30 protein-coding genes and 1 pseudogene are annotated in these 25,869 nt (G+C 40.7%); 30 read left to right on the top strand and 1 reads right to left on the bottom strand.

From position 1 onward, the window contains the following. Positions 1-106 precede the first annotated feature (106 nt). From V1L65_RS03395 to V1L65_RS28700, 12 genes are all read left to right on the top strand, one after another. Positions 107-310 (top strand): hypothetical protein, encoded by a 204-nt coding sequence (locus V1L65_RS03395; protein ID WP_331697658.1) that lies wholly within the window; start codon positions 107-109, stop codon positions 308-310. A gap of 68 nt (positions 311-378) precedes the next feature. Further along, on the top strand, positions 379-933 hold the full coding sequence (locus V1L65_RS03390; protein WP_331697657.1) for a phage adaptor protein: 555 nt from the start codon (positions 379-381) through the stop codon (positions 931-933). 5 nt (positions 934-938) lie between these two features. After that, positions 939-2,336 carry a hypothetical protein gene (locus V1L65_RS03385; protein WP_331697656.1) on the top strand — a complete coding sequence of 466 codons (1,398 nt, stop codon included), beginning with the start codon at positions 939-941 and terminating at the stop codon, positions 2,334-2,336. Between the two features lie 14 nt (positions 2,337-2,350). Further along, the gene (locus V1L65_RS03380; protein WP_331697655.1) at positions 2,351-3,112 is read left to right on the top strand and encodes a hypothetical protein; all 762 of its coding nucleotides are present in this window, start codon (positions 2,351-2,353) and stop codon (positions 3,110-3,112) included. Between the two features lie 61 nt (positions 3,113-3,173). Continuing rightward, complete coding sequence (locus tag V1L65_RS03375) at positions 3,174-3,740, top strand: stalk domain-containing protein (RefSeq protein WP_331697654.1); 567 nt, start codon at positions 3,174-3,176, stop codon at positions 3,738-3,740. A gap of 33 nt (positions 3,741-3,773) precedes the next feature. Further along, positions 3,774-3,935 (top strand): hypothetical protein, encoded by a 162-nt coding sequence (locus tag V1L65_RS03370; protein WP_331697653.1) that lies wholly within the window; start codon positions 3,774-3,776, stop codon positions 3,933-3,935. Between the two features lie 196 nt (positions 3,936-4,131). Next, on the top strand, positions 4,132-5,352 hold the full coding sequence (locus V1L65_RS03365; protein WP_331697652.1) for a hypothetical protein: 1,221 nt from the start codon (positions 4,132-4,134) through the stop codon (positions 5,350-5,352). 11 nt (positions 5,353-5,363) lie between these two features. Then, complete coding sequence (locus V1L65_RS03360) at positions 5,364-8,975, top strand: LPD38 domain-containing protein (protein ID WP_331697651.1); 3,612 nt, start codon at positions 5,364-5,366, stop codon at positions 8,973-8,975. Between the two features lie 48 nt (positions 8,976-9,023). Continuing rightward, a complete protein-coding gene (locus tag V1L65_RS03355) occupies positions 9,024-9,491 on the top strand; it encodes a phage holin family protein (RefSeq protein ID WP_331697650.1) in 468 nt (155 codons plus the stop codon). Beyond that, positions 9,491-10,243 carry a peptidoglycan recognition protein family protein gene (locus tag V1L65_RS03350; protein ID WP_331697649.1) on the top strand — a complete coding sequence of 251 codons (753 nt, stop codon included), beginning with the start codon at positions 9,491-9,493 and terminating at the stop codon, positions 10,241-10,243. Before V1L65_RS03355 ends, V1L65_RS03350 begins: the two co-directional genes overlap by 1 nt. Positions 10,244-10,346: 103 nt before the next feature. Continuing rightward, entirely contained in the window at positions 10,347-10,538 is a 192-nt protein-coding gene (locus V1L65_RS03345) for a WYL domain-containing protein (protein ID WP_331697648.1), read from the top strand. A gap of 34 nt (positions 10,539-10,572) precedes the next feature. Further along, positions 10,573-10,782, top strand: a complete 210-nt coding sequence (locus V1L65_RS28700) for a hypothetical protein (RefSeq protein ID WP_442955665.1) — start codon at positions 10,573-10,575, stop codon at positions 10,780-10,782. A 192-nt stretch (positions 10,783-10,974) separates the two neighbouring features. Here the strand turns inward: V1L65_RS28700 and V1L65_RS03335 are convergent, their stop codons facing one another. Then, positions 10,975-11,127, bottom strand: coding sequence for a hypothetical protein (locus tag V1L65_RS03335; RefSeq protein ID WP_331697646.1), 153 nt, complete (start codon positions 11,125-11,127; stop codon positions 10,975-10,977). Between the two features lie 39 nt (positions 11,128-11,166). Here V1L65_RS03335 and V1L65_RS03330 point away from each other — a divergent pair. The 18 genes and pseudogenes from V1L65_RS03330 to V1L65_RS03245 form a co-directional block, all read left to right on the top strand. Further along, a pseudogene (locus V1L65_RS03330) lies at positions 11,167-11,676 on the top strand (DEAD/DEAH box helicase); the annotation flags it as partial. 103 nt (positions 11,677-11,779) lie between these two features. Continuing rightward, a complete protein-coding gene (locus V1L65_RS03325; RefSeq protein WP_331697645.1) occupies positions 11,780-12,517 on the top strand; it encodes a ComF family protein in 738 nt (245 codons plus the stop codon). Between the two features lie 89 nt (positions 12,518-12,606). After that, on the top strand, positions 12,607-13,029 hold the full coding sequence (locus V1L65_RS03320) for a TIGR03826 family flagellar region protein (protein WP_331697644.1): 423 nt from the start codon (positions 12,607-12,609) through the stop codon (positions 13,027-13,029). Positions 13,030-13,228: 199 nt separating this feature from the next. Beyond that, positions 13,229-13,495: a flagellar biosynthesis anti-sigma factor FlgM gene (flgM, locus tag V1L65_RS03315; protein ID WP_331697643.1), complete on the top strand. Its 267-nt coding sequence runs from the start codon at positions 13,229-13,231 to the stop codon at positions 13,493-13,495. 40 nt (positions 13,496-13,535) lie between these two features. Continuing rightward, positions 13,536-14,036: a flagellar protein FlgN gene (locus tag V1L65_RS03310; RefSeq protein WP_331697642.1), complete on the top strand. Its 501-nt coding sequence runs from the start codon at positions 13,536-13,538 to the stop codon at positions 14,034-14,036. A gap of 21 nt (positions 14,037-14,057) precedes the next feature. Then, positions 14,058-15,650 carry a flagellar hook-associated protein FlgK gene (gene flgK / locus V1L65_RS03305; protein WP_331697641.1) on the top strand — a complete coding sequence of 531 codons (1,593 nt, stop codon included), beginning with the start codon at positions 14,058-14,060 and terminating at the stop codon, positions 15,648-15,650. Positions 15,651-15,676: 26 nt separating this feature from the next. Beyond that, positions 15,677-16,573, top strand: a complete 897-nt coding sequence (flgL, locus tag V1L65_RS03300) for a flagellar hook-associated protein FlgL (RefSeq protein ID WP_331697640.1) — start codon at positions 15,677-15,679, stop codon at positions 16,571-16,573. Between the two features lie 66 nt (positions 16,574-16,639). Further along, entirely contained in the window at positions 16,640-17,092 is a 453-nt protein-coding gene (gene fliW, locus V1L65_RS03295; protein WP_331697639.1) for a flagellar assembly protein FliW, read from the top strand. Beyond that, positions 17,086-17,325: a carbon storage regulator CsrA gene (gene csrA / locus V1L65_RS03290; RefSeq protein WP_331697638.1), complete on the top strand. Its 240-nt coding sequence runs from the start codon at positions 17,086-17,088 to the stop codon at positions 17,323-17,325. Before fliW ends, csrA begins: the two co-directional genes overlap by 7 nt. A 28-nt stretch (positions 17,326-17,353) precedes the next feature. Further along, positions 17,354-17,725 (top strand): flagellar protein FlaG, encoded by a 372-nt coding sequence (locus tag V1L65_RS03285; RefSeq protein ID WP_331697637.1) that lies wholly within the window; start codon positions 17,354-17,356, stop codon positions 17,723-17,725. A gap of 26 nt (positions 17,726-17,751) precedes the next feature. Next, positions 17,752-19,155, top strand: coding sequence for a flagellar filament capping protein FliD (gene fliD / locus V1L65_RS03280; protein WP_331697636.1), 1,404 nt, complete (start codon positions 17,752-17,754; stop codon positions 19,153-19,155). A 32-nt stretch (positions 19,156-19,187) separates the two neighbouring features. Beyond that, positions 19,188-19,592, top strand: coding sequence for a flagellar export chaperone FliS (gene fliS / locus V1L65_RS03275; RefSeq protein ID WP_331697635.1), 405 nt, complete (start codon positions 19,188-19,190; stop codon positions 19,590-19,592). After that, positions 19,585-19,995, top strand: coding sequence for a hypothetical protein (locus V1L65_RS03270; RefSeq protein WP_331697634.1), 411 nt, complete (start codon positions 19,585-19,587; stop codon positions 19,993-19,995). The genes fliS and V1L65_RS03270 overlap by 8 nt, the downstream gene beginning before the upstream one ends. A 95-nt stretch (positions 19,996-20,090) precedes the next feature. Then, on the top strand, positions 20,091-20,912 hold the full coding sequence (locus V1L65_RS03265) for a flagellin N-terminal helical domain-containing protein (RefSeq protein WP_442955667.1): 822 nt from the start codon (positions 20,091-20,093) through the stop codon (positions 20,910-20,912). Positions 20,913-21,016: 104 nt separating this feature from the next. Next, a complete protein-coding gene (locus tag V1L65_RS03260) occupies positions 21,017-21,406 on the top strand; it encodes a hypothetical protein (RefSeq protein WP_331697632.1) in 390 nt (129 codons plus the stop codon). Further along, positions 21,399-23,252, top strand: a complete 1,854-nt coding sequence (locus V1L65_RS03255; RefSeq protein WP_331697631.1) for a motility associated factor glycosyltransferase family protein — start codon at positions 21,399-21,401, stop codon at positions 23,250-23,252. Before V1L65_RS03260 ends, V1L65_RS03255 begins: the two co-directional genes overlap by 8 nt. Positions 23,253-23,411: 159 nt before the next feature. Continuing rightward, entirely contained in the window at positions 23,412-24,407 is a 996-nt protein-coding gene (gene pseB, locus V1L65_RS03250) for a UDP-N-acetylglucosamine 4,6-dehydratase (inverting) (RefSeq protein WP_331697630.1), read from the top strand. 62 nt (positions 24,408-24,469) lie between these two features. Continuing rightward, positions 24,470-25,762 carry a glycosyltransferase family 2 protein gene (locus V1L65_RS03245; protein ID WP_331697629.1) on the top strand — a complete coding sequence of 431 codons (1,293 nt, stop codon included), beginning with the start codon at positions 24,470-24,472 and terminating at the stop codon, positions 25,760-25,762. Positions 25,763-25,869: the final 107 nt, after the last annotated feature.

Raw genomic sequence — 25,869 nt, 5'->3', positions numbered from 1 at the left:
ATAGGGGGAGATTAACATTAGAACGATAAATCGCGTAGTAACGGTAGTTGAGACAATTCAATCTAATAAGATTGCAATCGCTGAAGAATTAATCTCAATATCAGAGATGAAACCGACCAAAACGATCGAAGTTTTGATCCATTTGAAAGACGAACAAGATGAAGTTATTCGTTCTGAGCAAGTCGCCATTTCAGGAACTATGTATGAATTACTCATGTCAGAAAATCCGTCTTTTGCGCCAAACAAACCCCAAAACGAGTACCGTGAAGTTGATATTTGGTACATTGTTGATTTAATTCGCGGAAACTGATATTGAGCAGTATAACATTATGCAAAAGTTAAATCCCGTAAGTTAGTTGATTAAAAGGAGGGCAGTTCATGGTAACCATTAAAAATATAATTGATGAAGCAGATATCCTCGTTCCGAATCTTTTATCAGATGCGGACAAAGTGACTCAGCTTAATGCAATCAATCAGGACTTTTTCACACTGATAAAAATACCAAAGCTTGCAAGGTTTAGTGCAACTTCCGGCGAACCCGGTTACACGCTTCCAGCGGATGTTAGGGCAAAGAACATCGACCTAGTTAAAGTCGGATTGCTTCAATACCTCGATCTTCAAAGTGACGCTGTTACACCAACACAGAACACATTTGATTATGATGATTTAAATAACTCTCTCACGCTTTCCCCTGCGCCGTATCAAAACGGTTTGCAGGGGATTGTTCGTTATCACAGGATAGCCACAACGTCATTTACAAGTAACAACCTGAATGATGCACCTGATGCTCCAGCCGAATATCACTGGACATATGTGCCGGCGCTGGCCGCTTGGATCGCCCTCACACAAGACGACAGCGACAAGGCGAGTTTGTACGAGGCACAGTATAAGACAGCTTGGAACGTAGCTGCGCAGAACTATCAGAAAGGGTGATCTGATTGCGACCAATACAATATCCGATAACCCAACAACGTATTACTGGCATTCAGCAGCCGCAAACCATTCGTGAGTGGCGCGGGGTTAATGGGTTTGATCCCTTTAGTATTGCTGATAGCTTCTTCACAGATGCCGCAAACATAATGACAGATGATTTCCCCGCCTTTTCCACATGCCCGGGATATTCAGTTCTTGGCGGCCCGATAGGTACAAAAGTGCTAGGGGTAGGCGTATGGAAGGACACAGAGCTGCATGCGGTATTCAACGATGGTACTTGGCGAAAGTGGACAGGAACAGCTTGGAGTGCAGCGCTGGCTAGTGGCTTGGACACAACCGCTAAATGGAGCTTTACGAACTTTGAGGGCAACTGGCCGGAAATGAATCTTGTAGGCTGCAACGGAGTCAACGGTTTGCGGCGTTACAACGGCAGCACGGTTCAGACATTTGGGAATGCTCCTTCTAACATTAATTACATCACAACATACCAAAATAGATTATGGGGAGCATTCGGTACAGAGATCAGAGCTTGCAAACTGGACGATGCGACACAATGGAGTTCTTTTCCTGGCACGGAATCGGACTCATATGGTAAAACGATTGAAAGCATTCGAGGGGAAAATGTGAACATGCTCAGTGGTGGATTGTCTAAGCTGGTTATCGGCATGCCTAACGCATTGCAGGAACTATACGGCTCAATACCCTCTGATTTCTCTACACGTACCGTAAGCGACGAAATAGGGGTAGAAAACAATAACAGTGTTCTGATCCATGACTCGGTTATGCGGGGTATTCACAGAGATTCTATATTCGAATACATCAGCGGTGGCGTGAGTCCTGATCGAATATTTTCAGATATAGTGCGCAAGTATATTAACGGCGTGGCCGAATCAGCAGCCGGTACAGATGGACGTAAGCTTTATTTCTTTGTACAAGATAAGATTCTTATTTACGATACAGTCTTTCAAACATGGACCATACGAACCGGGATTAACGCCACATGCTTTGCAGTTATGAAAGGCGAAATGTATGTCGGTGACGATTCAGGACGTGTGTTGAAGCTTGGTGGATCCACTAACGCAGGTCAGCCTATTGAATGGTACGCAGTAACTAAAATATTTACTAACCAGTCTGCTGCTCAAAAGTCTCGTTGGCTCCGTATGTATGCGGTTGTTGACTTGGCCCCGGAAAGTGTATTGAACATTTATCTATCCGAATCAAAAGAGGGGAACGATTGGGAAATAGTTCAGTCCGTTACAGGCTCAGGAATGAGGTTTCAGCGCGTCTTAATACCCGTCGATAAGTTTACACTTTCCAACATGCTTCGATTGAAATTTGAAGGAACAGGTTGGGCAAGGGTGCATGAATTAACCATGCAAAGGCGTCAACTCCCACTTAACTAGAAAGGAGACTGATCATGAGTACATGGAATTCACCGCCGCAGATACCGCCGTATAAAGAGCCGCCATTTGGGGCGACAGCCGAACAACAGACAGAGGGATTGACTGCTTATTTAAAGCAGTTGGCTAATGTTGTTTCCGCGCTTAAGAATGACTTGGAATTTATGTTGAACGGCAACCTGGATGTTAAGAACATCCGAGCTAAAGGGATTACTGCAGATCGAATGGACGTAAATGAGTTATCTGCTATATCAGCAAACTTGGGGCATATTACAGCAGGTTTAATTGAAGCTGTTCAGATATTTGGATCATATATCGCTACTTCCCAATCGTATCCGAGATGTGAAATGTCTAGTACGGGAAATCTGTTTGGGGCTTATACTAATGCTAACCGTTATCTGGAGATATATGCAGTAAATAATGGTGCACCTCTTATTTATTTAGCAGACGAAGCAGGCGTTACTAGATTAGCACGTAATAGTAGTGTCGGTTCATTGATTAATATAGGTAAGTTAATATTGTCGGCTACAGGAGATATTGAGATAGCTTCAACTAACAGCGGATCTTCCGTTTACTTGGAACCTGGTACCAGTGGTTATGCTTACGTTCCAAACTGGTCTAAGTTAAGGAATAACGACTCCAAAGTGACATTACAACAAGAGTTAAACAGTAAAGCTAGCGCCTTTTACGGAAGTTATGGAACAGTATATGTTTCATCTGCTCCCGGCGGTCCTGCTGATATGCCTATATCATTTTCAAACGGTATCAGGACTACTTAATGTTCACATTCGATTGGTTTGATGTTATGATATACCCAAACATTGGAAATGTGGTGATGACATGAAAAAAATAGTAGCAGCTTTTCTATGTGGGGTTATTTTAATGTTTTCAGGTCAAGTTTTTGCCGATTCTATTTCTAGAATAGGTAAAAAGGTAGGATCAGAAGCAACTGTTCTGTTGGACAAGACGAAACTTAGTGATGCTATTATCATTGAAGGAAAATCATATTTGCCAGTGAGAGACATTGCTGAGGCTTTTGGCGCGGATGTTGAATATATACCAGCCAGTAAAACAGAGAAAGCGGTGATTGAATTGACCTCTGCTGTACCTTCTACAGATGGCAGTACCATCCCTGCAACTCATCAAATAGTGATATTGAAACAAAAAATGGAACCATTGGTAGCGGAATTAGCGCAACTCGAAAGTGCAAATATCCTTCACAAAGAAGAACTTCAACAGGCCGAGGACGAACATTCGAGCGCTGCTCCTTGGTTAGATGATTTTTATAATCACAAAATTGATGGAAAAAAATCATCCATTGAAGCAAATGATTTAAAAATCAAAGAATTAAAAAAGGAAATCGAAGAAATTGAAAAAGCAATCAAAGAATTAGAGTCTGCTGAATAGCAGACTCTTTTTTATTGAAAGGAGACAAATACCATGGATAGAACAGACGCAAGAAAATTAGCTTGCGAGACGGCAGAAAAACTCTTGAATTGGGTGAAAGAGAAAGTATCTAAGGGAATGACCCCGGACGAAATAGCGGCGTTGCCTGAGGTCGTTAGTTCTGCTATAGACTTGTTGGAATATAGCAAGGTTTAAGTCTATCAGATCGATATGACAAAGGAGTGATCACATGGCAGTCAGAGAGGATTTAATCAAAAAGCCAGCTTCAATAGGAAGTTCACAGCCGTCAAATTATGCAGCGGCCCTTAATAATGTAAGAAACAATGTGGCGCCAGCTCCTTCTGCCCCTACTGCCCAGCCGATAAGCAGAACCAATCAGACTCTGAATAACATGAGTCAGTTATCCACTGCTAATCCGTTTCAGTTCAAAGGGCCTGATACGTTCGCTTACGATCAAAATAATGATCCTGCATACCAGGCTGCGATGGCTTCTGCAAGACAAAACATTGCGCAACAGCAAGCAGACACGAACGCCATGTTACGTGCAGGTGGGCAAGGTAAATCATCGTATAGCGAGTCTGTAGCCAACCAAATAGGTACTAAAGAAATGGCTCGTATTAGTACAGATGTGCTGCCGCAATTGATTAGCCAAGCATATCAACGCTATGCTGATCAGGCTAATAGAGATATGCAAGTGCAGCAGGCTAATTATGGAGCGCAGCAGGATCAGATATCTAATTTGGCACGTTTATACGGGCTGCAAAACCAACAAGATTTCCAAAATCCGATGGCTGAAGCTCAAATTACTGGACAGTATTTATCTGGCGAAGCGAGGCAATATATCGATGCAATCAATGCGCTGAAACAACAAGCGGAAATGCAAGGCGTTACTAGAGATCAAATGAGTGGTTACAGAAGCCAAGCAGATGCCTACCGAGCAGCATTACAGGGACTAGGCGTAGATGCCTCATTGTTCGGTGCTGATGTTAACAGAGAAACGGCCATGGGGAATATGAACCGGGCTGGCCTACAGACGCTTGATTCTCGCAATCAGTCTTTTAATCAGAATATGGCACAACAACAATTCGATAGAGGAGTTTTAGAATCAGATCGAAGTTTTGACTTCCAAAAGGCTCAGCAGGAGTGGGAAAACAATTTCAAAGAAGGTCAATTTGATTGGCAAAAGGCTCAGCAAGCATGGGAGAATGCGTTCCAGGAGAAGAACTTCGAACAGCAAATGAAGGAAGCTGCAGCATCTCGCGGATTGCAATGGGCTAACTTGAATCAAAGGCAGAAAGAATTTGTAGCTGATCAAGCATTTAGAAATAAACAGTTTGAATTAGAAACTGCTAAATTTGATGCGCAACAATCAGCACCTGCCAACTACGATTTTAGAACTGATCCTGAATTTGTTAACGGTATAAGTTGGATTAATGCTGACCCTGCAACAGCTTTGAAAGATATCCGTTCAAGTGCTAATGCTATTATTGGTCAATTTGGCTACAATGGCTATCAAGAAATGCTTAGAGCTGCTGAATCTGCAAATCGAGCTACAGGACAAGCGGAAGAAACGTTAGAAGAAAGACTTAGAAGAATGTCGGGGCAACCATAGGAGGGAGAGGTATGGCAGAACTTCCTTGGAAAAAAGGCAACGTCGAGAATTCCAGCAACGGACTTCCGTGGGTTAGACAAAGAGAAGAACAAGAAATTCATCGACAACAAAGCAAAGCGTTTAGAGCGGCTACTCCTGAAATATCTAACCCGTTTACAATGGTGAGTAGTATGAATGAACGTTATAAACCAATAGAGGCGCAGGGGGCTGTACAATCTAAAAGCGATTGGGTTGAAGAGAGATTAGCCTTAGATCGCAAGAACACTGAAAAAAATCCAGTCCTTCGAACGATCAATAAATTCCTTGAGCCTGTATCGAAGAAAGTATACGAAGCTACTGCCAGTATCCCTGGGGTAGCTTCTTTTCAAAAAGGGGCTGCAAATGCGTTGAGCGTTCCAAACTATGCTCCTCCGGTCACTGGATCGCCATGGATAAACAAGCCTGCTGAATTGCTTGGGAATGTTGCTGGCGCTGCAGCAGGCATGCAGGGAGCCGGAATAAGACCAGTTGCTGATCCGCTTGCAATAGGAAGGGCGACTACACAAGCTGCTGCGCCAGTGTTGCCTAAGTTAGCATCTTCTCCGATTGGGCAGGCTGCATTAACAGGGGCGACAGCAGGCGGCGTAGCAGGTGCTGTAGACTCAGCCATTCGTGGAGATACAGATTTACAGGACGTTGCACTTGGCGGGGCAATTGGAGCAGCTACAGGCGGTTTACTGGATGGTGGAGCCACTGCTTTAAGTCAGACAGCTAAGAATGCAGCACAAAGTATTCTAGGTCGTCAGTTGGAAATGTCTCAAGCAATTGAGCAGGCTGCCACAGGCAAAAAAATGCCGTCATTACCTAAATCTACACAATCTGTAAAGCCTGATGTTAACGTACCATTGTCTCCTACTATGGCCGCCGCTGATAACGTGCTAGGAATTAGCGCCAGCGGTAAACAGAAGAAGTTTACCGATCCAACTGACACTAGGACATACATCGTATCTAAAACAGACAAAGAGCCGTTTGACTTTAGCAAGCTGGCAGAGGACTTTTACACGAAAAACATAGACAGCCAGCACAGTCTGAATAAGTTTGATAAATACGTAGAAGCAAAAACAGGTAAGAAATTAACAGCTGAAGAACGATCGCACTATCTTGCGTTAAATGCCAAAGGCGCCGATATGACTTCTAATCATATTTTAACGGATCGCCTAGTCGATTCACAGGGCCGTGTCATAGGGCAATCTCTGAAAGACATAACCAGTCAAATACCATCAAATCCTATCAGTTATAAGCACTTCACTGATTACCTTATTGCGCGTCATGCTCCTACTAGGATGGCGAGAGGGGAGAAGGTATACAGTTCAAAGACAAATATGAATCCTGAGTCGGTAATGCAGAAGGTGGCAGAGTACGAAGCGACTTATCCAGAGTTCAAGCAAATTGCCGAACAGCTAGACGATTGGAACGCTAAAATAGGTCAGGCGTGGTTAGTGGATACGGGGATTGTTCCGCAGCAAGTATTCGATTCATGGAGAGCCGAAAACCCATTTTGGATACCTAACCAAAGACATTTTACAGAACTTGAAAAGCGAGTCCAAACAAAGGGGGCTAAAAAAGGATTCGCCAATCAAAATAATCCTGTCAAGAAATACAACAAAGCAGGTTCCGAACGTCCTATCATTGACCCTATTGAGTCTTTGATTGAATACACCGATCGATATGTTAAGACGGCCAGGCGCAATGAAGTCATGCAGGCGGTATACAAGAATATTTCGAAATCTCCGGAGGATTTTGAAGGGTTTGCAACCGTAGTTAAGCGAGAACCTATTAGAACAACTGCTTTGAATGGGGATGGAATGGGGAATCTTATTGACCAATTGGACGGAGAGTTTCAGTCGATTATGGGCAGTAAGATGGAAAAAACCAAATTGGATAAAGACAATATCGTCAGTACGCTTATTGATGGCGAACGTGTTTACTTGAAGGTTGAGGACCCGGACTTCTTAGATGCTATCATAAATCTAAATCCACAAGCTTCAAATGCGGTGATCGAGGTAGCAAGGAAATGGACTAACGCAATGAAGTTGCTCACGACTGGAATTAATCCTATATTCGGCTTAACTCGTAACATCTTTAGGGATATTCCGGAAGGTTATATTTTCAGCAAGACTACGGACAATCCATTTCGATATGCCTGGGATACACTGGAGAGCTTCGCTAGTGTTTTTGCTGACGGAGCGCTTGGCGGTATCAATAACAGTCGCACACTTCAACGGCTTACACCGGATTATTTCAAGAGCTTCCTGGCTGATCGCGCGAGATTGTATAAGGATTATAAAGCACTTGGCGGCGGCCACTCTTCTCCTGCTGCAGCTGACCGTAATCTATTGGCGCAAAGTAAGCGCGCATTATTACCTCAGCAAAACAAAGGCGTTAAATTAGGAGCAAAAGCTTGGAATGCTCTTGAAAATCTTAATAACGCTTTAGAGTCTGGCCCAAGGATGGGGGAATTTAAGCGGATCCGCAAGGCAGAGGGCGACACTTATAGCAGCCGAGTACGCGGATTGTTTGAAGCTCAAGACCTAACGACGAACTTTAAACGTAGCGGTAAAGTAGTAAAGGATTTGGACGCGATATTCCCTTACATGAATGCTGCAGTGCAGGGCCTGGATAAGTTTACTCGCTCTTTCAAAGACCGCCCTGCAGCCGTACTAGGCAAGGCGTTAGCAATGATTTCTTTACCGACAATCGCGTTATATGCTTATAATTACAATAATCCTGCATATCAAAAACTTAGCAATCACACAAAGGATAACTTCTATCTAATTCCTACAACGGATGGTAAATTCATCAAGATTGCTAAGCCGAGAGAACTGAGTGTACCATTCAGTGGACTACTGGAGCGGACTATGCGCGCATGGTTTGAAGAAGACCCTGATGCATTCAAGGATTTCGCTAATACCGCTGCGACGATGTTTACCCCGCCTGGCATACCGATTCAAGAACTCGCAGAAGGAAAGTATGCGGAAGCAGCACTTAAGCCGGTGAAAGATACGATTGCCGGACCGTTAGTTGAGTTGGCCATGAATAAAAACTTTGCTGATTCTCCTATTGTTCCTAAATATCTTGAAGGAGTTTCACCGCGGCACCAGTACGATGCAAACACTTCTGAGTTATCTAAGTACATCGGTGACATTATGAATATTTCTCCGAAACAAATTGATCATTTAATACGAGGATATACGGGTGTTATAGGTCAAGTTGCTCTGCCAGCTACAACGCAGGGGGCTACTTTGGGAGAGACATTAGAAAAGCAAATGACAGCCGACTCAGTATTCAGTACGGATGCCAGTAAGCGGTTCTACGAGCTTAAAGATAAACTGGATATGCAGTATAACGATGCCAAGCTAACAGGAGAAACGCCGAAAGGATACAACGACGATGCAAGAAAAATAATGTCACAGGTAGCTTCGCAAATGTCTGATTACACGAAGGCTATTCGAGAAATCGATAAATCAGATATGGATCGAGCGACGAAGAAGGATTACAAGCGCCAGCTCACTGAGCAGCGTAATGATTTAGCAAGGCAGGCATATGAAGCTGTAAGAGATACATTAAGGGCTTCCTCTAAATGAGGAGGCCTGTTTTATTGGTAAGGCAAACTTTCCTTAAGGGGTGTAACGATGAATAGTAATCAAAGTATTTGGGCTGTTACAGGGGCATTTCTGCTTCCTATATTTGAATTTATGTACGGAAGTGGAGATACAGTGTTGTATGCGATCTTGTTGTTATTGCTATTTATTGCATTTGATTGGATTAGTGGTACATCGGCAGCAAAGAAAGATGAAAGCTACGGCAGTTCATATGGCATTGACGGATTGAAACGGACATTAATCATGTTGTTTTTCCCTGTAGGCGGGCATTTCATAGATGTTATTTTCGGTTTGCCTGGAGTTGGGTTTGGATTGTTTACAGGTGGCTTGTTCTATCACATCTCTCAATCATTCACTGCAAACATCATAAGGGCAGGGTGGGCAACGTGGCTTCCTGTGTCGGTTCTTGAATGGCTTACGAAAATGGTGAAATCCGAAATTGATAAGAAGATCCAACGAGCTTCGGAAAGAATAGTGACCGGAAAGAAGGAAGCCTGATGAAAATAATTGACCTTCGCGGCAAGCTGCCAGTCCACAAAACAAAGAAATATAGCACGCGCAAGCTGACTGACATTCGTTCTATTGCAATCCATCACTCTTTGACCGTTAGCGGATCCGCAGAAGCATTCGCAAACTACCACGTAACTACAAACGGCTGGCCGGGCATTGCCTACACATACGTTGTCCAGCGTGACGGTACAGTGTATCAGTGTTGGGACCATACCACTATTGGTTATCATGTAGGCAACAGTAACAAACATGCACTGGGCATATGTATGGTAGGTGACTTTAGGACGCAACAGCCAACGCCTGAGCAGTATGCAGCGACCTTGGAGCTTACAAGATGGCTGCAAGGACAGCTGCCTAATGCGACCGTAGTAAAAGGTCATTCGGAATACCCGGATTATAGCTGGAAAGCTTGTCCGGTAATTAGTATGGACAAATTTAGAAAAGATTTAAGTGAAGGAGTGGAAACACCGATGACAGCGGAAGAGCGCAAAGAAATGGACGATTTGAAGAAGCAGGTACGCGAGCAGAGCGCAAGGATTGAAGCCCAAGCAACGGAGCTGGCAGCAGCAACAGGACGCATAGAAGCGCCTGCGTGGTTTGTACAGGAATTTGGTAGTGGTGATCTAGGCGGGCTTATCAGTGAGCCTACCATGACCAAAGAGGGATGGCGTAATAACGCTATATCCCTACGTACTCAAGGATTTGGAAATGGCCGCAATAAATGCGTAGATATTAAATAAGAAAAAGCTCACTGGCCTATGCGGTCGGTGAGCTTTTTTTTGTTTGATTTAATCATGCACACCTCTTATAATAAGAACAAACGTTCTTATTAGGGGTGATCTTATGAATCAATACATCGGCAAATTCGTGCAGCTTATATACATCGATCGTAAGCGCCAGGTAAGTATCCGTGATGTGAAAATAATATCAGTCAAAGGCGATCAGCTTAAAGCGTACTGTTTTGCTGCCAAAGCCTACCGCATATTTAACATAAACAATATAGTTGATGTGGAGCTGATTAAACGTGTTATCTGATGACGCTCGAAAGATATTATCCATCGTATGGAGTATGTACCGAAACGAGTGGGCAAATTATTCAAAAGACATTCCGCTTATTTGTCAGCGATCTGGACGGACGGAGAAGCGTGTTAGGGATGCGCTGAATGAATTAGTTAGATTAGGATACCTAGAGCACAAGGACGGCTTCACAAGAGCGATATATGCATCTCAGTTGGAGCGTGAGAGGTATATGGCTGATACTTGGAAAAATAGGTATTGACAATTCCTCTTCGCAACCAATTTGCCAAAACATCGAAATTTTGCAACCACTTTACACTTTTGAGATTTTCTTTACACTGACTTTACATCCAAAGTGTAAAGTGAAGTTGGCAAAACCACTGTCTTTTATTCCAAAGAATATTCCTATCAAAAAAAGAGCCGTATGGGAAAGCGTCCCAGCGGCTCTATTGCGTTACATATTATCTATTGCATCAATTGCTTCCTGTACTAAATTAAATCGTTTACCCTCAAATACTGGATGATTGATTGAGTAGCCTATTTCATGTTGTTCGGCAACTGCTTTGACTTGTATTTCTATACCTTTGTGTTTGTATATTGTGATCATGATTATCGGCTCCTTTTCATTTTCTGTTTTCACTGACTAGCTACTACTGGCGCCGGCAAAACAGAAATGGTGTTTCCGCTAGTGGAGTCCATGCTGTTGCAAGGCGGCAGAGTGCTTATTGCTACTCCAAGAAGGGATGTGGTCATAGAGCTTGATCCCCGCATTCGCCGTGCTTTTCCGGAGCAAAGCGTTGTGACGCTGTATGGCGGCAGTAAGCAGCGCTGGGAGCGCGGAGATATTACCCTGGCTACTACGCATCAGCTGATGCGCTTTGAAAATAGCTTTGATCTTGTAATTATTGACGAGCTTGATGCTTTTCCCTATGTAAATGATGCCACACTGCATTATGCTGCCGGAAAGAGCGGCAAGCATACAGCCGTACGAATTTTTTTATCCGCTACTCCGCCATATTTATTGCAGAGAGAGGCCCGAAGAGGCTTGCTCCCGCACGCCAAAGTTCCTGTACGCTTTCATCGGCACCCGCTGCCAGTGCCCCGTTTGATCCCTACACAGAAGGTAGCCGTGCTGCTCGCTACGGGCAAGCTGCCGTTGGCTTCGCTCACGCCTTTGCGGTCCTTGTTTTCGCACGATACCTTGGATTAACGGCATCCGATGCCCTATATGCGGAAGAAACGAGCAATGTGACGATTGTTTGCGCAGAAAAAGCACCTATTTTATTTGCAATCGCAGCAGTGTCAAATACGATGACCAAATGCGGGATTGGCTTGCTGTTTATAAATATCGCGGCAATGAGGATAAAGCCATATTGCTTGCCCATATGCTTTTTCCTGTTTACGAAAAATTAACAAATGACATCGGAAAAGCTTTAATAGCTAGTCAACAGCACTTTGAAAAAAATAACAGGCATGATAAGCAGAAAAGAAAGCTGTCGCTTCTTGAGCAAGTACAGAAGTTAAACTTTATCAGACATAAATTCACGCATCTTTCACAGTCTATATGGGATGCAGTTACCTATGTGCCAATAAGCAGAGAACGTGAGCTGGAGCGGGGATTTAATCAAGCGGAGCAGCTTGCTCGGATGCTTGCGGATCAATATAACTTGCCGCTTGTCAATCTGCTGGGCAGAACGCGCCACTCTGACAAAATGAGTCTGCAATCCCGCCAAGCCAGAATAAGCAGTGCAGTCCATTTATTCGAAGCGCGAACAGCAGAATTGAATAGCTTTATAAAATATATAAAACATGAAAGAAAGCATAACGCAGCAGCGGTTATTCAAGCTAAAAAAACGAGTGTTCGCCTGCTTGTCATTGACGATATTTATACGACGGGCGCCACAGCCAATGCATGCGCTAAAGCACTGCAAACAGCTGAAATTGACGACCCTTCTGTTTTTATGGAAATATTTTTCTTGACATGGGCCAGGTCGTAGTAAAATTTTAATTTTTTTCTAATGAAAATGCAGCAAAATGCCGATAAAATATAGAGAAGATGGGGCTTAATTGAAGGAGGCTTATTACTATGAGCTTAGAAAATTGTCCACGCTGCGGAAAACTGTTCGCAAAAAACTTTCGTGATGTTTGTCCAGTGTGTATTAGAGAAATAGATAAGGAATATGAGCGTTGTGCGGAATATTTGCGTGAATTTAGAGGTGCGATGATTACGGAACTTTCCGATCAAACAGGCGTCTCTATTAGACAAATCACCAAGTTTATACGCGAAGGCCGGATATCGCTAATGGACGCGCCTAATATGACCTATCCTTGTGAATCGTGCGGAACGATGATTCGCGATAATAATCTTTGTGATCCATGCAGAAAAAGATTACTGAGGGATACTAGCGATATGCAGCATTTGGATGCCAAAAAGCAGGAGCTGTTTAGAGAGCAGCATAGGAAGGAAACAGGAGCTTATCAGGGTCTGGAACGTTATAAAAACAGATAACCTTTATAATAAATACTATAAAGTAATGATTAATCAGAGCCGATAATACTTGTAAACGTAATCGGCTCTTTTAAATTAGCAGACAGTTTTAACTATACGTTTAGACAATAAGTAATAAAAGTATTAATTGAAAAGCATATCTTTATAGTGAGAATGGTATGCACTTCTTCCCAGTTGGGTATATAGATGAGGTGGAAAAATGAAAATAAACGATAGCAACCGAATAAACGGCGTATCCAATCAATACAAGATTCAACATGAGCTGCGTTCAGAGAGTATGACAGCAAAGCGCCGCAAGGATGAAGTGCAAATCTCGGCAGCAGCTAAGGAAATGCTATCCAGCAGCCAGGTTATGACGCCAGAGCGCGCAAAGCATATAGCAGAACTTAAGCAATCGGTATCCTCGGGTACCTATCATGTAGAAGCAGGGAAAATTGCTGAGAAATTGCTGCCCTACTTAAAATAGCTGTACACAGTAATTCCTACACATTGAAGAAGGTGATTTTATGGCATTCCGTGAGTTAGTGCAGACGCTGAAATCGATGCAGCAAATGTACGAAGCGCTTCATCAACTTGCCGAGAAGAAAAAGAATTATATTATAAAAAATGAAGTGTCGGAGCTAACAGCTTGTCTGTCACAGGAATCCAAGCTGCTAAAGTCACTTACAGAGCACGAAACAACAGTACGATCAGCAACGACTCGGCTGCAACGTGATATGGGATTGCGGCCTAAGCTAAAGATTACGATTTCTGAGATTGTGAAGCTGATTTTCAACCCGAATGACAAGCAGGAGTTAATGAAGCTTCAGGCAAATATAGCTGTTGCAACAGATAAGCTAAGAAGAGCTAACGAGCTGAATCAGCAGTTAATCCAGCAATCACTAGAATTTGTAAGCTTTTCGTTGGATGTTATATACGGAGAGCCGGAGGAAGAAGTTGTTTATAAGAAACCGACGATAGCGCCTGGCGGAGTAAAGCGGACAGGACAATTCGATACTAGAGCATAGTAAAAGAAACAGGAGGTAGCTATGAGATCGACATTTCATGGATTAGAGACCAGCAAGCGAGCTATATTTACCCAATCCACTGCTCTGCAAACACTTGGCCATAACATTGCCAATGCATCAACGGAAGGATATAGCCGTCAGCGAGTCAATATGACTGCAGCCAGGCCTTTAGCATTTCCGGGCATGCAGCGCGCTAATACGCCAGGCCAGCTTGGGACCGGTGTAGAATATACGAGCATTACTCGCGTTCGTGACAACTATTTGGATTTGCAATTCCGAAGAGAAAATCAACAGCTCGGCATGTGGGACGTGCATGACCAAGCCATTAGGGCAATTGAAAAGATTATTAACGAGCCGTCGAAGAGCGGACTTAGCTCTGTGATGGATAAATTTTGGAGTTCATTGGAAGTATTGAATCGTGATCCTTCTTTACTGAGCGCAAGAATTGATTTGACAGGCTCAGCTGTTAATATGGTAAACACATTTAAGCATATGAGCGATTCGCTTGATACGGTCGAGAAGGATGCGACTAGCAATATTGACGCGAAGCTTAGTCAAGCTAATACCATGATTACAAATATTGCACAACTAAACGATATTATTCGTAAAATTGAAAGACTTGGCGATAATGCCAATGATTATAGAGATCAACGCGATCTGTTGATGGATCAGTTGTCACGCATAGTTGATGTGCAATATGCGGAAGACCCTAACGGCATGGTTTCCGTTTTTACAGGCGGAGTTCAGGTAGTGAACGGTGATACGCCTACCTTGCTTACAAACAATGATGTGGCAAACATCAATTCCGGTGAAATTGCCGGCTATAAGAAAGCTTTAGAGGAAGTAACGACAGTACGCAACCAGCTTAATGCTATGGTTGATACGCTAGTGAATGGCAAAGTAGAGGTGACACTTGCCAATGGTTACACGACTTCAGTTGATAGAGTGGCTAAGAATGATGTGGAAATTGATGATGGAGCGGGCGGAAGAATATCTATTCCTGCAGGACAAGTTATACCTGCCGATTCTAAAATACTTACTTCAGTTACCTTCGAGGTTAACGGCTTTAATGGCCTACATGAACTGGGCTATACCTTATCCGATCCTGCACAGACAGGAATCCCATTCTTCGCCACTACAGATGGAAGTTCCACATTTAGTATAAACAATATTCAAGTTAACCCTGAAATTCAGGCAGATACTAGCAAGATAGCAGCTTCTGGTAAATATGAATTCAACTCAGATGGCGATCCTATTACTGTAAAAGGCAACAGTGATATTGCACACGCGTTGGCTAAGCTTCGCGATAATTCGTTCACTTATCCCAGTGGTTTGACATCCATGTCAAGCGGTACGACTGACGATTACTTTAGAGCTGTCGTGGGGGATCTTGGAACTCGTGCTAACAATGCAACACGTAATTATAATAATCAGTTAAATTTAGCTGATGGGGTTCAGATGAGAAGAGACTCCGTAAGCGGTGTTTCACTGGATGAAGAAATTGCAGATATGATTCGTTACCAACATGCTTACAATGCGGCTGCGCGTAATATGACAACAATAGACGAAATGTTGGATCGAATTATTAACCAAATGGGATTAGTCGGAAGATAGGAGGATGAGTAATGCGCGTAACAGGAATGATGCAGAATACGCAGCTGCTTAAAAATTTGCGAAATACTAACATGGGAATTGTTGAAGGTCAGAATAAACTTGCTACAGGGCAGAGAATTCATCGTCCTGGTGATGATCCGATTGGCATTGGTTACCTGCTTCGCTATAATACTGAGCTTTCTCGTAGTGATGAGTTTTTGGAAAACGCACGAACTGGAACAGGATGGCTTAACACTACCGACTCAGTTTTACAACAAGCAACACATGTATTGCAACGTGCAAGAGTATTGACGCAGCAGGCTTCAACTGGAACTACGCCTGAGGATGCCCGTAAACAAATCGCAGCGGAAATTGAACAATTAAAACAGCAAATGATCGCAATAGGAAACAGTACTTATAATGGACGTTATTTGTTTAATGGCCAAAAAACTGATGTTGCTCCATATACAAATGACGATGCTGCATATCAAACAACTGATGATGGCATGTATTTCTTAAATGTAAGTGCATCAGTATCAGTGCCTGTGAGCATAACAGGTGAGAAAGTATTTGGAACGGCAGGCCAAGCGGGTCCGCCGCCTGTACCAGGGGATAACGTTTTTCAGGTTCTGGATGATATTGTAAAGCACCTAGAAAACAATGATCAGGACGCTTTGCTAGCTGACCTTGCACTTATTGATGGCGCCGCTGATCGAATATCATTTAACCTGGCAGAAGTAGGCGCCAGGACGAATCGCTTTGCATTAGTTGAAGAGCGAATCCTGGATGAGCAAATTGGTTTGAAGGAGCTGCGTTCAAAAGTAGGCGATGTTGATATGGCAGAAGCTATTATTGATTTGCAGTTAAAAGAAAATGTGTTGCAAGCATCACTGGCTACAGGTGCTAAAATTATGCAAGTATCACTTGCAGATTTTCTTCGCTAAATTTGAGAACATTTTTTCAATAAGAAACTATCGCTTTTTTGAATGGAGACATAAGGGGGTGCTTTTATGGACAGTAAAATAATTCAGCAGGATGTAATTAAAAGCAGCTTGTACGGAGAAATACCTATTTCTAATGAACAAATTTATGAGTTCGAACATGGTCTCATAGGTTTTTCAAGTATTCATAATTTTGTATTGTTTCCTTACGAAAATTCGGATTTATTTATTCTACATGCCCTATCGGAAGATACTAGTTTTATATTAATACCTGCATTGAAAATTGAAAGAGAGCTAGCTTTTCAAGTTGACTCCGATACTGTAGAAATGCTAGGTGTAAATGATGCTAATGAAGTGGTACCTTTTGTAATTGTCCATATTGTAGACGATAAACCTTATATGAACACAAAAGCACCGATCTTGCTTGTGCCTTCAAAACAAAAGGGCTGCCAATATGTCATAAATGATCCGAGTTACTCAATCCGTGAACCATTAGTTATGAAGGAGTCTGAGAGATGCTAGTCCTCAAACGCAAGGTTGGTGAGGTTGTAAAAATCGGAGACAATATAGAGGTTCATATCCTTGCAGTAGAGGGAGATGTAATTAAGATAGGATTTGAGGCACCTAAAAATGTACAAATCCTGCGATCAGAATTGTATGAGGAAATACGAGCTGAAAACGTACAAGCGGGAAGTCAGAAAGAAGAACAGTCTAAGCAATTGTTGGATTTTTTAAAAAATAGCTCTAAAGGATAGCTATTTATATCACAGGGGAGGAATTTTTGTGCTAGGTGCAATCAATCGAATGGATGGAGCCGATCGAGATTGGAACCAGGCGAATTTAGCTGCTAAGAAAACACTTGAACAATCGCCAATGAATAATGGAGTGAAAAATGAGGATTCCGTTAGTAGAGCAATATTAAATGAAGCTGATAAGGAAAAGTTATACAAGGAAGTAGAACTCGTCAATAATCAGCTTGCGTCAAAGGATCGTTCGTTTAGGTTGAAGTTTAGTGAAGAAGCAGCTCAGTTTTATCTGCAAGTTATAGATGCTAGAACGCAAGAAGTTATTGAAAGCATTCCTTCTGAGCATATGATTGAGCTAGCTGCTAAATTAAAGGATATGATCGGGTTTTTTATTGATAAAAAGCTGTAAAGTATGGAGAGAGAGGATGAATTTTTATGTCTATAAGCATTAATGGCTTAATGTCCGGTTTAGATACAGGTCAAATTATTAATGACTTAATGAAGTTGGAGAGACAACCATATACTCGTCTAGAGCAACAAAAAAGCTTTTTGACTTCGGAACAATCCATATTTCGCAATATAAATACTAAATTAACTGCCTTGAAAAATGCGCTATCAGATTTAAAGCTATCATCAAGCTTTAATTTAACATCAGCAAAGAGTTCAAATGAAAGTGCTGTTAAAGTAACAACAAATGCTGATGCAGCGATTGGAAATTATAATATTGTAGTAGAGCGACTAGCAACTAGTCATTCTATGAAATCAGTGAAGTCTAATACACTACAACCTGGTGAACTAGCACAATCAGCTAAAGAATACTTGGTTAATGGCAACAAGATTGATATGTCTGGTTTGAAGGCTGATGCGACAAATGAAGATGTAATGGATTATCTCAAAAATCAAATCAATAAAAATGATTGGGGTATATCTGCATCTGTAGTTACAATAAATAATCAAGGAGACAAAGTTCTCACTCTGACATCAAAGTCTACTGGTGAAGATAACGCAATTCACATAGGTAATGATCCTTCGAAAACATTAAGAATAGAAGGTACAGGCTTCGATGCGCTTGGTTTCACAACAAGTCAGCCTGCACAAAATGCTAAGCTCAAAATTAATGGTATTGATATTGAAAAAAGCACGAATATTATTAGCGACGCGATTTCTGGTGTGACTTTAGAATTATTGTCAGGTAATAATTCCAATTCTAATGTTGTTGTTTCTCCAGATGGTGATAAAGTAGCTGATAAAATAGACGCTTTTGTAAAAGCATACAATGATGTTGTTACTACTGTACGTGAAAGCATAGCGAAACCCGCAGACAAAACTAAAATGAACCCCTTACAAGGTGATTCGCTATTAAAAGAAGTGAGTGATAATCTTTATAATATATTTAATAGTATGGCAGGTACGACTGAGGGGTTTAATATGATGTCTCAGTTAGGTCTGGAAATTGACAAAGGTATTACAATAGGAAGTATGATGACCGGCAAAATATCCTTTGATAAAGAAACTTTTAAAACCAAACTCAAGGAGAATCCGACAGCTGTTGCTAATTTGTTTAATGCTGAAGGTACCGGAATAGTTAATGTTTTAGACAAAGAATTAAAAAGACTTACAGGCACAACAGATGGTTTAATAACATCAAGAATTAAAGGCTATGATACAGAAATCGAAATGGTTGATGATCGTTTAGTTGCTATGGATGAACGTTTGACTATGAAGGAAAAGCAATTGAAAGCGAAATTTACAGCAATGGAAGTTGCTCTCTCTTCATTGAAAAACCAACAAAGCTGGTTAACTAATCAGCTCGCAGCCCTTAATCCGAGTAAAAACTAAACAAAAATTGGTAATGCAAATATATTAAGGGGATGAATAGTATTATGATCCCGAATAGAAATGGTTATCAGGCTTATCAGCGTAATAAATATGAGACTGCTTCGCCACATAGACTTATTTTAATGCTTTATGAAGGGGCTCTACGGTTCAGCACACAGGCCATTAAAGCCATTGAGATACAAAATATTGACGAAACTAATCGTATGCTACAAAAAACACAGGATATTATGTATGAGCTTATTGCTTGCTTGAATCATCAAGAAGGTGGAGATATTGCTAGTAATTTGCATAATCTCTATATGTATATTATCGATTTGCTTATTAAAGCGAACATGAAGAAAGATTCAGCTTATATAGTAGAGGCAATGGATATATTGAAAGATATTAAATCAGCCTGGGAGCAAGTTGGCAAGGAAGTGTCAATAAGTAATGGTTAATTTTGATGGTAAAGAGTTGAAAGAATATTATGGTCAGTTAGTGAATTTAATGCAGCATCAAGTTGATTTATTAGAGCACATAAATGTCGAACAAGATGAGCAAGTACTTCAACAATTTCTCACTCTTTCGGATAAGTGGAAAAGTATTTCAACTAAGATTGATGTAAGTATGGAAAAAAGTAATGGAGAGCTTCAAGAAAATAAAGACACTGCTCTCTTCATCCGACAATCAATAGAGCGGATGATTGTCTTGGGATTACGTATAGAGTCTCTACTAAACAATATAAAAGCTCAAGATTCTAGCACGATGTTAAACATAAAGAAGCAACAAACCACATTGCGTTCTTATGGTGGAGTTGGAAGCGGAGAAGCAGTTCCACTATATTTCGACGAAAGACAATAATTTTTTGCAAAATGTATTAATATATTTTGACGTGCTGTCGATATATATATTGTAGCCACAAGGATGTGGCACTAAATTATTCATCATGGAGGATGATATCTATGTACATTAACACTAACGTAGGCGCAATTAATGCACACCGTAATTTGGTTGGCAACAACCTATCAATGAACAAAACTATGGAAAAGCTTTCTTCCGGTTACCGTATTAACCGTGCAGCAGATGATGCAGCTGGTCTTGCAATTTCCGAGAAAATGCGTTTCCAAATCAATGGCTTGAACCAAGCGCAACGTAACGCTCAAGATGGTATCTCATTGATCCAAACTGCTGAGGGTGCGCTAACTGAAGTTCACTCCATGCTACAACGTATGAACACACTTGCTAACCAAGCGGTAAACGGTACTTATAAAGATGAAGACCGTGAAAAAATTGACTTGGAAGTTCAAGAGTTGATTAAAGAAATTGATAATATTTCAAGTAAAACAACTTTCAATGGTATTAAATTGTTGGATTCAACTGACCAAGTTAAGTTCCAAATTGGTAGTGAAGAGAACGATACAATCTCTGTTACACTTGGAAACATGAGCAGTACAGAATTGGGAGTTGACGCAGCTAGTTTGGATGTTAAAACATCTACTGCAGCAGCAGCTGCAATCACTGCTATTAAAGAGGCTATAAGCACTGTTTCTACACAACGTGCTACTTTTGGTTCGGTTCAAAATCGTCTTGAGCATACAATTAACAACCTTGGCGTTAATGCTGAGAACCTATCTGCTGCTCAATCCCGTATTCGTGACGCAGACATGGCTTCTGAAATGACTAGCTTCACTAAAAATCAAATTCTTGTACAAGCGGGTACTTCAATGCTTGCACAAGCTAACTCAGTACCACAAAACGTTCTTAAGCTTCTTGGATAATAATTTTTCTGTAAAATAAAGGCTGCCTTCGGGCAGCTTTTTTTATTCATAATTAGTAGAATTTTGTCGATATATATAATAGAATACGCAAAAGGGGTATCGTGATGAGAATTGATTATCAAACCTGGATAGATGTTATTAAAGATATCGAAGATTATATACCCAAACTATTACAAGCCTGTGACTCGATTTCTGAGCTTTTTTACGAAAATATGGATGACGAAAGATGGAGTATTTTTGGCCAACTTTTAGATGGCTTTGAAAATTTATATAAGTCTCTTTATATGACTGTTGAGGATGCCAAGGATCATTGTCCTAAATTATATGAGCAATTAAACACACTAGTCGATAGATTTCCTAAACAATTTATAATGCTACAGGCAGAGCTGCAAGTGGAAAATTTTGTTGGCGTCGGCGATCTTGTGAAGTATGAATGGTCCTCTTTACTCGCAGATGTAATGAACACAATTAAGGAGACGGTTAAAAATGAGTAGCTTGCTTCAAGAAAACTTGGAGGCGCTTAGTACGTATCGGGCTGATCTATATGAAAGAGTAATTTCTTTTATGGAAAATCAGGATGCTTCCAATATTTCAATAATTCAAGCTGCAAATGGTACACCAAACCTAATCATAACTAGTGAGGGCAATCAGCCTATCCATATGTATAGCAAATATAACCCTGAACATGAATGTATGCGATGGGCTGAGACGATTGATCCTTTCCATAAAGAAAGCCATATTATTATGTATGGGCTTGGCTTAGGGTTTCATTTCAACGCCTATGTTGCCATTAACATTGGTCATTCGTTATATATTTATGAGCCGGATATTAAAATATTTATTGAAAGTCTTAAAGTAATATCATTGCAATCAATTATAAAACATCCTAGTTTTAAATACCTGGCTGTCGGGGATGAACCAATTGAACAGGAGCAATTATACTTCTGGTACCATACCTATGCTAATCAGTATAGACACCTTGTAGCCATACCCTACTATACAAAAAGAAATAAAGGACAGTTTGAGCAGTTTTCGGAGAAGTTGAGGATTGGATTAATGAATCACTTATCTTCAGAACAGTATGCACAGTCATTAGGTAAGTTTACATTGCACAATACTCTCAGAAACTTTACTTATATTTTAAAAACGCCATCTTTGGCAGGTTTGAAAGGTAGTTTGAATGAAAAGGAAGCAGTAATTATTGGAGCTGGTCCATCATTAGAAAATGAGATTGAATTACTTAAATCTCTACAAGACCAAATGTTGCTAATCGCTTCCGGATCAAGTGTACAGACATTAATCCATTATGGAATTGAACCGCATTTAATCGTATCTATGGATGCTGGTAGATTCAATTACAATATATTCAAGAAAAAAGACTTAAATCACATTCCTCTTCTAGTTATTCCTCAAATCCACCATCAGATTATGAAGGAGAGGACAGGAACGACCCTGCATGCATTTTTTTCACACGATCCATTTATTCAATGCTGCTTTGACTTAAGTGATAACGATCCTTTATTTATAGGAACACATTCAGTAACAGGTACAGCTATTCAGGCGGCTATTTATATGGGATGCAATAGAGTTATATTGGTGGGGCAGGATCTATCGTTTCCTAACCAATCGTTGTATGCAGAAGGGGCTAGTCACTTGTCAGCAGATGCAATTAAGGATAATCAGCTGCAGATAACAGAAACGGTAGCTAATGTTAAGGGTGGTTTAAACCCCACATCAACTAAAATGAAAATTACATTAAATGATATAGAGAGGTTAATAGCTTCATATCCAGATGTACAATTTATTAACACTACAAATAGCGGTGCTATGATTAAGGGAACTACTTGGTTGCCTTTATCTGAGGCGGCTGGCTTTTCTAAGATCACATACAATAAATTAGAATTTCAACAGGATATCACAAGATTCGCTCATGTTTATCCAGAGGAGTATCAAATAAAAGTAAGAGATAATTGCAATCTTTTATTACAACAGCTTGGAGAGATTGAAAAACATGTAATTAAGGTCGAGGCTTTGTTATCAAAATTACCTGAACTAAGTAGAACCAACCCTAACAAATGTATGAAATATATAGGAGAAATTGAATCGCAATGGGGAGAAGCCGTTCACTCTTCACTCTTTAAAACTATACTCAGTGAATGGATGAAAAGTGAGCTTTATACCTATGACCGACAAGTTAACAATATAGCTAAAGAGCTTAACTTAATTGCGAAGACAAAATTAATGGTCGAGATAGTAGGAACTTTTATTACAAAACTCAAAAAAGAACTTCCTATAATTATGAGAGAGATCCGAATCCAGATGGAAAAAATTCAACCATAATTTAAATGAGTAATATGACAGGGGAAAATAAGTATTTACAAAGCCGATAAGGAAGCTATATACAATAACCCTATATCTCTGATCTTGAACGGTTTCTACCGCGGCTTGTAAGGGGATTAATTTTTTAATGCGAAGGTTTGACAGAAACAGAGCTGGAAGGTGAAGTGGGTGCTACAGAATCCTTTAGAAAATAAAGTTATTCTTGTAACTGGCGGTACAGGGTCATTTGGGAAGAGGTTTATTCAACAGGCATTAACTTTAAATGCAAGGAAGATAATTGTGTTTAGCAGGGATGAGCTAAAGCAATACGAAATGAGGAAGGAATTTGGGGAAGATAGTCGTTTACGTTATTTTATCGGTGATGTACGCGATAAAGAACGACTATATCGAGCATTTGATGGAGTGGACATTGTCATTCATGCGGCAGCAATGAAGCATGTAGAGGCATGTGAATATAACCCCTTTGAAGCTATTAAAACAAATATTAATGGAGCCCAAAATATTATTGAGGCAGCGATTGATTGTGGCGTTGAAAGAGTTATTGCGTTGTCAACAGACAAGGCCGCAGCTCCTGTTAATCTTTATGGTGCGACCAAGCTTGCTTCAGACAAACTATTTGTTGCGGCCAACTCTTATGCTAGCGGTAAAAAAACGAAGTTCTCGGTAGTGCGCTACGGCAATGTAGTGGGAAGCCGCGGAAGTGTCGTTCCTTTCTTTCAAAGCATTAGGCATAAAGGCGTATTACCAATTACGGATGAACGCATGACCCGTTTCTGGATTACGCTTGATCAAGGTGTTCAATTTGTAATAGACAGTCTTGACCGGATGAATGGTGGAGAGATTTTTGTTCCGAAAATCCCAAGTATGAGGATTACAGACTTAGCCAAAGCAATTGCACCAGAGTGCAGTTTTGAAATCACAGGTATTCGCCCTGGAGAAAAACTTCACGAGACGATGATTACATTAGATGATGCGAGACACACATTGGAATTTGGCGATTATTACGTCATTGCTCCAGAGTTTAACTGGTGGACAACAAAGAAAATGGTGGGCAAAAAATTGCCGGACGGTTTCGAATATAATAGTTTGAGCAATGAGCAATGGCTTGACATTGAGGCGCTAAGGGAAATTGTGTCCACTTATCGAGCATTATAATGAGGGGATAATTGTACCCTCTACAAGGAGCGATAGAGGTTAGGATGAGGGAAGGCAGAGATGTGAAGCCAAGAGTTGCAATTGTTATTTGCAATTGGAATAAAAGTGAGGACTTGCAGAAGTGCATTGGCTCTATTATGAGTTCGACTTACCAAGATTTTCAAATTATTGTGGTAGATAATGCATCAACAGATTGTTCTGTAGAGATGGTTCAGTCATTAAAACTTCCTATTCACCTGATTCAGTTGAAAGAAAATGTAGGGGGAGCTGGCGGCTTTAACGAAGGAATGCAGTTCGCGATGGAACAAGCTTGCGAATACATTGTATTATTCGATAATGATGTTGTAGTAGACTCTCGGGCTATCGAATCGTTAGTGCTAGAGATGGATCATGATCATGAGATTGGTATTCTTGGAGCCAAGATACTTGTAGCGGGACAGGAAGATACACTTCAGGAATTTGGCTCTTATATTGATTGGCAGAACTTTAAAATATCCCCGCAAAATAAGGGAACTAATGACAGCACCCAGCTTCCAGAACTTCTTTCTTGTGATTATGTTCCTGCATGTGCATTGATTGTACGTAACACGGCTATACAAGTAGCTGGACTTATGGATTCTCAATTTTTTATTTATTGGGATGATATCGAGTGGGGGCACCGTATGAAGTTGGCTGGTTACAAGGTAATGGTTACTTCAAAGGCTAAAGTATGGCATAAGATGGGGGCAACCGAACGAAAAACTACTTTTGCTACATATTATTTTTGGAGAAATAGAATCCATTTTTTTTTGAAATATCTTGAACATAGTCAATTAGATCAGTTTATAGGTTGTTTATTCGATGACCTTCACAAAGCAATTTATTTTAGTAAATATAATTACAGATGGTCAGTAATCAGAAGTCTTATATATGCTTTCGAAGATGCACTAGTTAGTATACGAGGAAAAGCGCAATGTAACCGTATATTAGAAATAGAAGGAATAACAGATAGATTAGCTGAATGGATGGATAAAAGTTCCCCAGGCAATGTAATTATAAATAACTATGGATCAAACACATTTGTCTACCAAAAAGTAATTAGCAGATTAACAGAGATAGGAAAGTATCAGGTGCAGGAAATGGAATCTGCCAATGATCATGGTATCTATTATATTTGTATTAGTGATCACATATTAGATATGGGGCACGAAATCTTAAACGACAAGTATGATCTGTTTATAGACAGTTTTTATAATATTGCTTACACGAAGGCAGATCGTATTTATTTTATGGATTACTATAACTCCTTGGCAAGTTCAAGAGAGTGGATGCTTGATTATATAACAAAAAGGGTTGCGGAGGCAGTATATATCTAATAAATCTAATAATGTTGGTAACACAATACGTTGGAAAATCATTTCAAAATCCATATTGGGAAAATTCAGTTTTTTTACAATCTAAATCTTCTACGACAATTATCCCA

Source organism: Paenibacillus sp. IITD108 (assembly GCF_036541265.1).
Lineage (GTDB): Bacteria > Bacillota > Bacilli > Paenibacillales > Paenibacillaceae > Pristimantibacillus.
Note: the sequence above shows the minus strand (reverse complement) of the source record. Positions and strands in the feature narration are given on the sequence as shown.

Bases quoted from the DNA above. Each gene is read 5' to 3' on its own strand.
- V1L65_RS03320 (WP_331697644.1), top strand. From the start codon at position 12,607: ATGAGCTTAGAAAATTGTCCACGCTGCGGAAAACTGTTCGCAAAAAAC.
- V1L65_RS03380 (WP_331697655.1), top strand. From the start codon at position 2,351: ATGAGTACATGGAATTCACCGCCGCAGATACCGCCGTATAAAGAGCCG.
- V1L65_RS03370 (WP_331697653.1), top strand. From the start codon at position 3,774: ATGGATAGAACAGACGCAAGAAAATTAGCTTGCGAGACGGCAGAAAAA.
- flgK (WP_331697641.1), top strand. From the start codon at position 14,058: ATGAGATCGACATTTCATGGATTAGAGACCAGCAAGCGAGCTATATTT.
- fliS (WP_331697635.1), top strand. From the start codon at position 19,188: ATGAATAGTATTATGATCCCGAATAGAAATGGTTATCAGGCTTATCAG.
- V1L65_RS03345 (WP_331697648.1), top strand. From the start codon at position 10,347: ATGAATCAATACATCGGCAAATTCGTGCAGCTTATATACATCGATCGT.
- flgM (WP_331697643.1), top strand. From the start codon at position 13,229: ATGAAAATAAACGATAGCAACCGAATAAACGGCGTATCCAATCAATAC.
- V1L65_RS03310 (WP_331697642.1), top strand. From the start codon at position 13,536: ATGGCATTCCGTGAGTTAGTGCAGACGCTGAAATCGATGCAGCAAATG.
- V1L65_RS03260 (WP_331697632.1), top strand. From the start codon at position 21,017: ATGAGAATTGATTATCAAACCTGGATAGATGTTATTAAAGATATCGAA.
- V1L65_RS03350 (WP_331697649.1), top strand. From the start codon at position 9,491: ATGAAAATAATTGACCTTCGCGGCAAGCTGCCAGTCCACAAAACAAAG.
- V1L65_RS03390 (WP_331697657.1), top strand. From the start codon at position 379: ATGGTAACCATTAAAAATATAATTGATGAAGCAGATATCCTCGTTCCG.
- V1L65_RS03255 (WP_331697631.1), top strand. From the start codon at position 21,399: ATGAGTAGCTTGCTTCAAGAAAACTTGGAGGCGCTTAGTACGTATCGG.
- flgL (WP_331697640.1), top strand. From the start codon at position 15,677: ATGATGCAGAATACGCAGCTGCTTAAAAATTTGCGAAATACTAACATG.
- csrA (WP_331697638.1), top strand. From the start codon at position 17,086: ATGCTAGTCCTCAAACGCAAGGTTGGTGAGGTTGTAAAAATCGGAGAC.
- V1L65_RS03355 (WP_331697650.1), top strand. From the start codon at position 9,024: ATGAATAGTAATCAAAGTATTTGGGCTGTTACAGGGGCATTTCTGCTT.
- V1L65_RS28700 (WP_442955665.1), top strand. From the start codon at position 10,573: ATGTACCGAAACGAGTGGGCAAATTATTCAAAAGACATTCCGCTTATT.
- V1L65_RS03270 (WP_331697634.1), top strand. From the start codon at position 19,585: ATGGTTAATTTTGATGGTAAAGAGTTGAAAGAATATTATGGTCAGTTA.
- V1L65_RS03335 (WP_331697646.1), bottom strand. From the start codon at position 11,127: ATGATCACAATATACAAACACAAAGGTATAGAAATACAAGTCAAAGCA.
- V1L65_RS03360 (WP_331697651.1), top strand. From the start codon at position 5,364: ATGGCAGAACTTCCTTGGAAAAAAGGCAACGTCGAGAATTCCAGCAAC.
- fliW (WP_331697639.1), top strand. From the start codon at position 16,640: ATGGACAGTAAAATAATTCAGCAGGATGTAATTAAAAGCAGCTTGTAC.
- V1L65_RS03365 (WP_331697652.1), top strand. From the start codon at position 4,132: ATGAGTCAGTTATCCACTGCTAATCCGTTTCAGTTCAAAGGGCCTGAT.
- V1L65_RS03375 (WP_331697654.1), top strand. From the start codon at position 3,174: ATGAAAAAAATAGTAGCAGCTTTTCTATGTGGGGTTATTTTAATGTTT.
- V1L65_RS03395 (WP_331697658.1), top strand. From the start codon at position 107: ATGAAACCGACCAAAACGATCGAAGTTTTGATCCATTTGAAAGACGAA.
- fliD (WP_331697636.1), top strand. From the start codon at position 17,752: ATGTCTATAAGCATTAATGGCTTAATGTCCGGTTTAGATACAGGTCAA.